At 63.0% G+C, this 9,028-nt stretch carries 5 protein-coding genes; all 5 read left to right on the top strand.

The genetic code is table 11. The features are described from left to right. Positions 1–122 precede the first annotated feature (122 nt). The 5 genes from BQ17_RS04870 to BQ17_RS04845 all read left to right on the top strand — a co-directional run bounded on the left by BQ17_RS04870 (position 123) and on the right by BQ17_RS04845 (position 8,559). Positions 123–4,082 carry a YhdP family protein gene (locus tag BQ17_RS04870; protein WP_089724780.1) on the top strand — a complete coding sequence of 1,320 codons (3,960 nt, stop codon included), beginning with the start codon at positions 123–125 and terminating at the stop codon, positions 4,080–4,082. A gap of 479 nt (positions 4,083–4,561) precedes the next feature. Further along, positions 4,562–5,011, top strand: a complete 450-nt coding sequence (gene gspG / locus BQ17_RS04865) for a type II secretion system major pseudopilin GspG (RefSeq protein ID WP_089724778.1) — start codon at positions 4,562–4,564, stop codon at positions 5,009–5,011. A gap of 286 nt (positions 5,012–5,297) precedes the next feature. Then, complete coding sequence (locus BQ17_RS04860; protein WP_089724775.1) at positions 5,298–5,768, top strand: GspH/FimT family pseudopilin; 471 nt, start codon at positions 5,298–5,300, stop codon at positions 5,766–5,768. Continuing rightward, a complete protein-coding gene (locus BQ17_RS04855) occupies positions 5,765–6,250 on the top strand; it encodes a type IV pilus modification PilV family protein (RefSeq protein WP_256091486.1) in 486 nt (161 codons plus the stop codon). The genes BQ17_RS04860 and BQ17_RS04855 overlap by 4 nt, the downstream gene beginning before the upstream one ends. Before the next feature lie 614 nt (positions 6,251–6,864). Then, positions 6,865–8,559 carry a ShlB/FhaC/HecB family hemolysin secretion/activation protein gene (locus BQ17_RS04845; protein ID WP_089724768.1) on the top strand — a complete coding sequence of 565 codons (1,695 nt, stop codon included), beginning with the start codon at positions 6,865–6,867 and terminating at the stop codon, positions 8,557–8,559. Positions 8,560–9,028: the final 469 nt, after the last annotated feature.

Genomic DNA, 9,028 nt, shown 5'->3' with positions numbered 1-9,028 from the left:
CGCCGGGCGCGGGACGCGCCCGGCGGCGAACCGCATCTTTGGACGGCGGCGTGCCCAACAAATCATTTAAATATTAACCACTACCCTACCCCTTTTCCCACTGCGCGCCGACCACTTCCTTCATGCCCTACTGGTTCAAATCCGTCACCTCCCAGACCATCCGCTTTAGTCTGATCGGGATATTCGCAGTCGGTCTGCTGATCGGGGCGATCCGTCTCGCCTTGCCGTTCGCGGATCTGTTCCGATCCGAGCTGGAGGGTATGCTGGCGGAGTTCCTTGGTATGGAGGTCCAGGTCGGGCGCCTAGAAGTACGCCTGGCAGGCCTGGCTCCGCGGCTCAGGCTCCGGGACACCGTGCTTCTGGACCCTAGGAGTGGCCGCCCTCGGCTCAGCCTCCCGCAGCTGTGGGTCGATCTGGATCCCATTGCCAGCCTAGGCGCGCTGGCCCCCCGCATCGAGTCCGTTACCCTGGTCGGCGCCCGGCTAGTCGTCCGGCGACTGCCCACCGGCGCCATTGTGGTCACCGGGCTGGAGGACCTAACGGATAATAACCCGGAAGCAATGGATTTCTTCTTGGGTCACGGCCGCTTCCGGCTGGTGGACAGCGACCTTTCCTGGATCGACGAGCAAGCTGGGGCGCCAACCCTGCATCTGTCCGAGGTCCGGGTGGATTTCGAGAACCAGGGGGAGCGGCACCGAATCGATATTCTCGCCCGGCAGCTCGACGACCAGCAAGGTCGACTGCAACTGGTGGGGGATCTGCGCGGCGAGCCCCGACGGCCGGCGGACTGGAGCGGCGAGCTCTACCTCCAATGGCAGGGCAATGACCTGGGCCGGGTCCTTGCAGGATGGCTCCCCGCGGGTCTGCGTTTGGAGAGCGACAGGGTGGAGATCGAGAGCTGGAACCGGCTGGAAGGCGGGCTCCTCAGCCAATCCCTGAGCCGCATCAGGACCGCGGGACTGGGTGTATGGACCGAGTCCGGGGAAGCCGACACCCCCCCGCTGCGTTTGGATCGCGTGGAAGGACTCCTGCGCTGGCGGCGGGTCGGCGCGGGTTGGCAGCTCGCAGTGCAGGACCTGGCATTGCTCCGTGACCAGACCCGGCTCTCGGTCTCGGACCTGGGGCTCCGCTTCGCTACAGGTGACGATGGGGGTTGGACGATCGCGGGAGGGAGCCGATTGCTCGACCTGGCCGCCGCCTGGGACCTGCTCGCGCCGTTGTCGCGGTTGCTGCCTGGAACGCTTGACCGACTCGACGCAATCCGTCCCGGCGGGGGGTTGCACGACCTGCGGTTCCGCTTCATGCACCGCCCGCAGCTGCCCCCGCGCTGGGCCGCCTCTGCCCGCGTGGAGGACCTGAGCCTCGACGCCCATGGGCATGTCCCCGGTGTCCGGGGCCTCACCACCAAGCTGGCCGCGAACGAGCGCGCGGGTCGGCTGGTCTTCTCCGGCGCCGACCTGAGCCTGGATCTGCCCCGTCTGTTCCCGCATCCGCTCAGGTTCGACACGGCGGCCGGGGAGGTCCGCTGGCAGCGGGAAAGCGATGGTGCGCTGCGGGTCAGCGCCCGAGAGATCACCGCCGACAACGCCGATCTGGCTACCCGTTCCCGTTTCTCCATTAGGCTGCCTGCGGACGGTGGGGGTCCCTTCCTCGACCTCCACACGGAATTCCGCGCTCTGGCGTTTGCCAAGGTCCCCGACTATCTCCCGTCGAATATACTCAGGGAAGAACTGACCGACTGGCTCGAACACGCCTTTGTGGGCGGCAGTATCCCCCACGGCGCCCTCCTGTTCCGCGGTGCCGTCGCAGATTTTCCATTCGATGCCCGCCAGGGCCGTTTCCGGGCCCTGTTCGCCGTCCGGGATTGCACCCTGAATTTCCATCGCGACTGGCCCCCGCTCACAGGGCTGGCTGGCGAAGTGCACTTCGAGGACCGCGGGATGCGGATTTCCCTCTCGGAAGGGCGGTTTCTGGACAGCGATCTCATAAAGGTCTCCGCCCACATACCGGATCTGGACCGGGCCGTTGCCGTGGAGGTTCAGGGTCGGGCGCAGGGCCCGTTCGCCGACCACCTGCGGATACTCGGCGAGACGCCTCTGCGCAAGCGGCTCGGGGGCCTCGCACAGGTCTTCAAACCGGCAGGCAAGGCGCGTCTGGATCTGGATCTGGCTATCCCCCTGCGTGAGGGGCACCCAGACCCCCTGCGACTCGCCGGCGAGCTCAGCTGGCCTGGACCTGCGGCCCTTGCAATCCCGGACCAGGCCGTCGAGATTACCGAGCTCGCTGGCAGCCTGCGCTTCACCGATCGTGACCTTCAGGCGCCGTCCATCGAGGCCAAGCTGTGGGGAGTGCCGGTACGCTTGGGCGTGGCTACCCGCAGGTCCGGGAAGAACGCCGCTGCAACTACCCATATCCGGGTCACGGGCCGCTTTCCGACCGCTGTCCTGGCGCGGCAATTCCCGGCCCAGGCGTGGGAGCTGCTGCAGGGCCGGGCCCGCTTGGCGCTGGATCTCACGCTCACCGGCGCGGACTTGGGCGGGTCCGTGCCCCCGCTGGATTTCGAGCTGACATCCGATCTCGCCGGCCTTGCCCTGGCGTTGCCGGCCCCCCTGGGCAAACCCCCCGCCGGGACTCGGCAACTCCGTCTCGCCGGACGCCTGGCCCCGGAGAAGGCGCTGCGTATTCAGGGTGCCTATGGCGATCTCGGCATCGCGCTGGCATTGGACCGGAACAGCGACGGCAAGCGTCGGTTGGTCCGCGGAGCCTTTAATCTGGGCGGCCCCGCATTACCGCTTCCCGAGCGCGAGGGGGTTCACCTGGGCGGGTCCGTCGCCGCTCTGGACCTGCGGCCATGGCTCGACTGGTGGGCAGACCAGGAACGACCCGCCACCGGTGATCCGGGCGGGAGCCCCGCACTGCACTCGGCACGGGTGCGCGTTGGGAGCCTGCGGTTGCCCGCCACGGCTCTCAACGAGGTTCGCTTCGAGCTCGAGGACCAGGGCCGTGGCTGGGCGGTGCAGCTCAACGCCCGGGAGCTGGAAGGTAAGATTACTGTTCCCCGGCGTTCCCGCGGCGGACCCGTCCGGGTTCGGCTCGCGCGGTTGGACCTGAAGGGCCTGTTCGATCAGGAACATAAAGACGGCAAAGCCTCTGCCGACAAGCCCCACCCGGATCCGCGCCAAGCCCGGGCGCTGGATCTAGGCATCGAGCGACTGCTGTGGGGGAACAATCTCCTGGGGCGCGTGACCCTGCGCTCACAAATGGAACCGGGTGGCCTGGAATTCACCCAGGTCTCCCTCACCGGACCGGTCATAGCGATCAAGGGGCGGGGCAGTTGGCGCTGGAAGGACGCGGGACCTCGCTCCAACCTTTCCCTTACCGCACAAAGCCGCGATCTGGGCGAGTTCCTGCGCAGCCTCGAGTTCAAGAGCCTGCTCCACAAGACACCGGCCGAGCTGAATCTGAATCTGGGCTGGCCCGGCGCACCGGACCGATTCTCGGCGGCGGATCTGAAAGGACGCATCCGGTTCGAGCTGGGAGCCGGCAGCCTGTTGGAGGTGGAGCCGGGGGTCGGGCGGGTGCTGGGCATACTCAATCTCGACGCCCTGCGGCGGCGCTTGTCCCTGGATTTCAATGACCTGTTCGGCCCCGGCTATGCATTTGAAAAGATCTCCGGACGGTTCGATATCGAGCAAGGGTCGGCCACCATAAAGGAGCTGCTCATCGAGGGACCCTCCGCCGACGTCAGCATTGCCGGGAGTACGGATTTGGTCGAGCGGGAGTTGGACCAGATCGTGACCGTTACGCCGCACATCGGTACCGGCGCGGCCATCGCCGGCGCCGTGGCGGGGGGCCCCTTAGTCGGAGCGGCCGTCTTCCTGGTCGATCAGGTGTCCGACGGGGCGGTCGACAGGCTGGGCCGCCACCAGTATCACCTTAGCGGACCTTGGGCCGAGCCCGAGATCCGGCGCGGCGGACAATCGAGTGAGGCGCCGGAGGCGGCGCCGGTCAGGGCACCGAAGCACGCCTCCCCTGCGCCTCAAGACGACGAAGACGAAAATCTGTTTCTGGGGGGGGATTGACCGATATAGCCACGGGTAGTGGCAACTGCAGCCGGCGTAGGATGGGCAAAGCAAGCGCCCGGCAAGCGGGTCCTAAGGCTTCGGTCATGCCGCGGAGGTTTCCGCACCGCGGCTGCTTGTGAGGATGCACCAAGCGAAGCGTGCCCATCGATCCATAATCGGGAATGACAGATGCGGATGTTGGGCCCACCGCCGTCCAAAGATGCGGTTCGTGCGTGAAAAGCATGCACCGGTCGGCAAGCTTAAAACCACCGCACTCACCGCATCCTACGGGCTTTGTCCAACCTACGAGCTAAGAATCACGCAAATCGGCGCGAGTCGATCCGCGAAGATTTGCGCGCTTCGTCGTTTTCTTCTTTACGGTTCGCAATCCCTGTCGGTTCCGGCTCGGTTTGGCCTGTTTTGTCTCTCGCAACGCGCAATCGATAGATAGTGGATAGAATATGGAGCTAGCCATACCCTCGAAAAGGATTCATATCATGCAACCGCAACGTGTCAGACGATTTCGCCGCGCTTTGGCCCTGTCCCGCGGCTTCACTTTGATCGAGCTGCTGGTGGTCCTCGCCATACTCGGTCTGCTCGTAGGTCTCGTAGGGCCACGGGTAATGAGCACCCTTGGTGGCTCCAAGATAAAGGCCGCGGGTATTCAAATAGCCGGACTGGGTTCCACCCTGGAGATTTACTACATCGACGTCGGCCGTTATCCCACAACGGCAGAGGGCTTGCAGGCCCTGGTGGAGAATCCCGGCGATGTCGCTAACTGGAACGGCCCTTATCTGGAGAAATCACAGGTCCCAAAGGACCCTTGGGGATCCGAATACCAATATCGCTCACCCGGTGAGCACGGCTCCTTCGACCTCTGGTCTCTCGGTGCGGATAACCGGGAAGGGGGCGAAGGGGAAAACCAGGATGTATACAGCTGGAAGTAGGAACGTGCCTGAGGTATCCCCACATTATTGCAATCTAAAACAATAAGTTATGGGACTAATGAGCTGCCACGATGCCCTGATGGCTCGTTCCCACGCTCCAGCGTGGGAATGCCGTTGTGGCCGCTCCAGCGGCCGAGATCCTTCGCTCCGCTCGGGACCAGGTTTCATGACGCTGGAGCCTCAAGATCCCTCCTCCGTCGGGACAAGCTTGCTTCCACGCTGGAGCGTGGGAGCCAGAGGCTGATTTGTGGGGACACCTCAGGGAGCGTGCGGGATCCGATACGGCATGTGTGATCCCGGATTTACTAACCGTTCCTCCGGTTTCACCCTGCTGGAGCTGATGGTTGTTCTGGCCATCGCCGCGCTCGTCCTGACCATTACCCCGCCTTTGTTTACCGCTGCGGTGCCCGGGGTCGAACTCAAGGCATCCGCCCGTCGGGTCATGGCGGGTCTGCGCTTGGCCCGGGAGCTGGCGATCCGTAGCGGCCGTGACACGGCCTTTACCCTCGACGTAGAGACGCGAACCTTCGAGGTCGGTGATGAGTTTCGCAACGGCAGGCTTGGGGAGGACCTGGAGCTGAAGCTGGAGGCGGCGGAAACGGAGCAGCTCAGCGAGCACCGGGGAGCGGTCCGCTTCTTTCCGGACGGCAGCTCCACCGGCGGGCGCATCATCCTGGCCCGGGCAGACAGGGGTTATCAGGTGGGGGTCCAATGGCTGACCGGTCGCGTCCTCATGGCCTCCTGGCAGGCCGAGTGACAAGCCACCCACGTTCATCATCGCGGCCTGCTTGCGGCGGTCGTGCCCAAGGCGGCTTCTCGCTGCTGGAGGTCGTGGTCGCCTTTGCGATCCTCGCGCTCTCCCTGGGGCTGTTGATTCAGATCTTCTCGAGCGCCTTGCGTACCACCGTCCTAAGCGGGGACTATTCCCGCGCCGCCACCCTGGCGCAGGCGCGCCTCAATGCCGTGGGGATCGACATGCCCCTGGAGCCCGGCAGCTACAGCGGCGATGCACAGGACAATCTTTCCTGGCAGGTCTCCATCGCGCCTTACGAATTCGGCGACCCCGCCTGGGAGCTGCCCCTGAACGCCTTCCTGGTTACCTCGGTGGTATCCTGGAACGGGGCGGGTAATAAGCAGCGCCGGGTAAGCCTGACCAGCCTGCGGCTCGCAGAACCCGGTAACACGGGCCTTGGTACCCAGGTAGCCTCTCCCTCAAAATCCGGAAACAAGATCCGTTGACGACTTCGACGCGACCATAGCAGACCCTTGGTTGCGTAACCTTTCCGTACCGGCACAAACTACGAATCACGCGAATCTGCGCGCATCCATTCGCGCGGATTCGCGTGATTTGTCGTTTCTTCTCTTGTTTGTCGACCGGTAACGCTTAACTTAATGGCATTGGGCTGTGCCCACCGCTGGTTCAGTAATCTCATGCCAGTGGGCACAACCCACCTTTGTATAATGCTATTTGTTTTATTCATTAATAAATAGGGGGCCAAAGAAATTGACTTCCGAATAAAAACATAATAACCAGGGACGTGGGTGTTCACATAGCGCCTGTTCCACGAACTTGAAGGTTTGAGCCTTGTACCTGACTATCTCCTTAGAGACTGTCTGGAAGCTAACATATTGATTTAGCCTGCGCGTCCAGTCCTTAGCTTGTGAAACAGGCGCCATGTGCACACCCACGACCAGAGATAACCGGGCAAACATAACCATTTGCTCTATATTTATTTATAGCCGCTTGTCCTGCGCGCGCAGTCATCTGCTCGAACCCCCTATGGCGTACCGCCCCACAGTTGGATCGAACCTGCGGTGGCAACCCTGCCTCGGTTTTGAAAGGAGTCTCACCGATGGTCCGTTTTCTAAAGACGTTTGCCCTTTGTCTCGGTTGTGGTGGATCTTGCTTTTCCGTAGCGGTATCGGCACCGGCGACGGTGCCCGGAAGCATCGACCCCGGTAAGGTCTCCGCCCGCTTCCCGACCCGTCCGGAGCCCACCTCGACCGTCGTCGAGCCCGCCGCGCCCCCAGGTACCGAGCTCCCGATCGTAGACGCCCAGCGGCAGAGGTTCGATCTCCAGCAGATCCGGATCGTGGGGAGTTCTCTTTATTCCCCTGAACGCCTCGCCGGTCTCACCCAACCCCTGGTCGCGCAGCGGCGGGTAAGCGTCGCCGATATTCTCGGTTTGGTTCAGGTCCTGCGGGCGCAATACCAAGCGGACGGATACACCTTAGTCCAGATTCGCCGACCGCTGTTCGGTTTCGATGGCGAGGGATATATCGTGCGGATCGAGGTGGTGGAGGGCTATGTCGAGGACCTGGTCCTGCCGCAGGGACGATCGGAAACGCAGCGGACCTTGTATCGCCGATACGCGGCCAAGCTCCAAGCGGACCGCCCCCTCTCCGACCGGGTCTATCACCGTTACAGCGCGTTGGCCAAGGACGCACCCGGTGGCGGCGTTTCCCTGGTACTTTCCCCCGGTACTCAGGCAGGGGCACTGCGCTTGCTGATCGAGCCGCCCCGGCAACAGCGGTTGCGGTCTTTCATGCATATCGATAATCGGGGCACGGAGGAATATGGCCCCTACCAGTTCACCTTGGGAACGCAAATTCCGAACCCGTTGCGAGCGAACGATCAGCTCGATCTTGCCTACAGTGGGACGGTGGAGTTCAATGAACTGCATTACTTCGCGGCAGCCTATACGCGGGCCTTGAACGCGGAAGGGACGGTCGTATCCGTGTCCGGCACCTACAATGACGGCGATCCGGGCACGGAGATTCTCAATCGCTTGGATTACCGGAGCGAGGGCTACTCCCTCGGGCTCGGGCTCAAACATCCGGTGGTTCGTGGTTTGGACTTCAGCACCTGGGTCTCCGGCGGCTATCGGTACCAGGACTTCCGTTCCGATATCCTCGCCACCCCGAATACCCGCGACCGGCTGAGTTTCTTCAACCTCGGGGTCTCGGTGGACTGGGCGGACGCCGCCTTCTTCGGCAAAGCGGCGAGGAATCTGCTGACCACGACATTGTTTCAGGGTGTGGATGGCCTGGGCAGCACGGACAATGACAACCGGTTTGCCTCCCGGGCCGATGGCCGGGTGGATTTCACGCGGTTTACGCTGAATTGGTATCGGTCTCAGCAGTTGTCCGGTCGTCTGGCGGCCACTTTGAATCTGCATGGGCAGTACGCTGCAACACCCGTGCTGTCATCCCAGGAATGTGCATATGGTGGGGCGATCTTCGGGCGGGGGTTCGAGCCCTCGGCGTTGTTCGGTGATCACTGCACCCTGGGCAGTCTGGAGCTGAGTTACGCTCCGGATTCCCCGGCATCACAGATAGGTAACCCACAGCTCTTCGGGTTTGTCGACTACGGTAAGTTGTGGCAGCGGGGCTCGGATGTCGAGGTGGAAGGAGCGTCGGTGGGGGCCGGAGTACGCATGCAGCTGTTCGATCGAGTCTCCACCCAGGTAGAGGTAGCGAGGGGGGATTCCGCAGTGATCAAGGATGATGGGTGGGCGGTATTTTTCAGTGTGAAGATCAGGCACTGAATCACCTTGCAATTTCTGTCGTTCTTTTCTCAATCCTTATACCCTGTTGTGGCTTGGTGTCTTTGCGTGATGCAGAAGAAAAAAAGAAACGAGAGCTCAGGTTATTCCGTTTCCGCCCCGCAACAGCCCACGGACCGGCTTTTGCGACACCCTTCCGCCGGGAGAGTGCTTGCCCCGAGCATAGCGAGGGGGCTTTTCTCGTTCCCACGCGCTGCGTGGGAACCTGGTTGCTCCGCGCCGCGGAGAGAATCGGACCTGTGTCCACCATTCGTATACATGGGAACTAAACCTGCCGGCTGTCCGGCGTTATTTGGTGCGGCCCAGAAGGCGTCTGCTCTGACCCTTGCCGACAGCTGGTCATTGGGTCCGTAAGCCGTCTGAAAGACGGCGGTCCCAGCCGGCCCGGGACCGCCGACATCCTGTCGGCCCCTGGGACCGCCGACATGTTGTCGGCTCTTCTGGTTATCGG

Origin of the sequence: Candidatus Thiosymbion oneisti, assembly GCF_900092655.1 — a bacterium.
GTDB lineage: Bacteria > Pseudomonadota > Gammaproteobacteria > Chromatiales > Chromatiaceae > Thiosymbion > Thiosymbion oneisti.
Note: the sequence above shows the minus strand (reverse complement) of the source record. Positions and strands in the feature narration are given on the sequence as shown.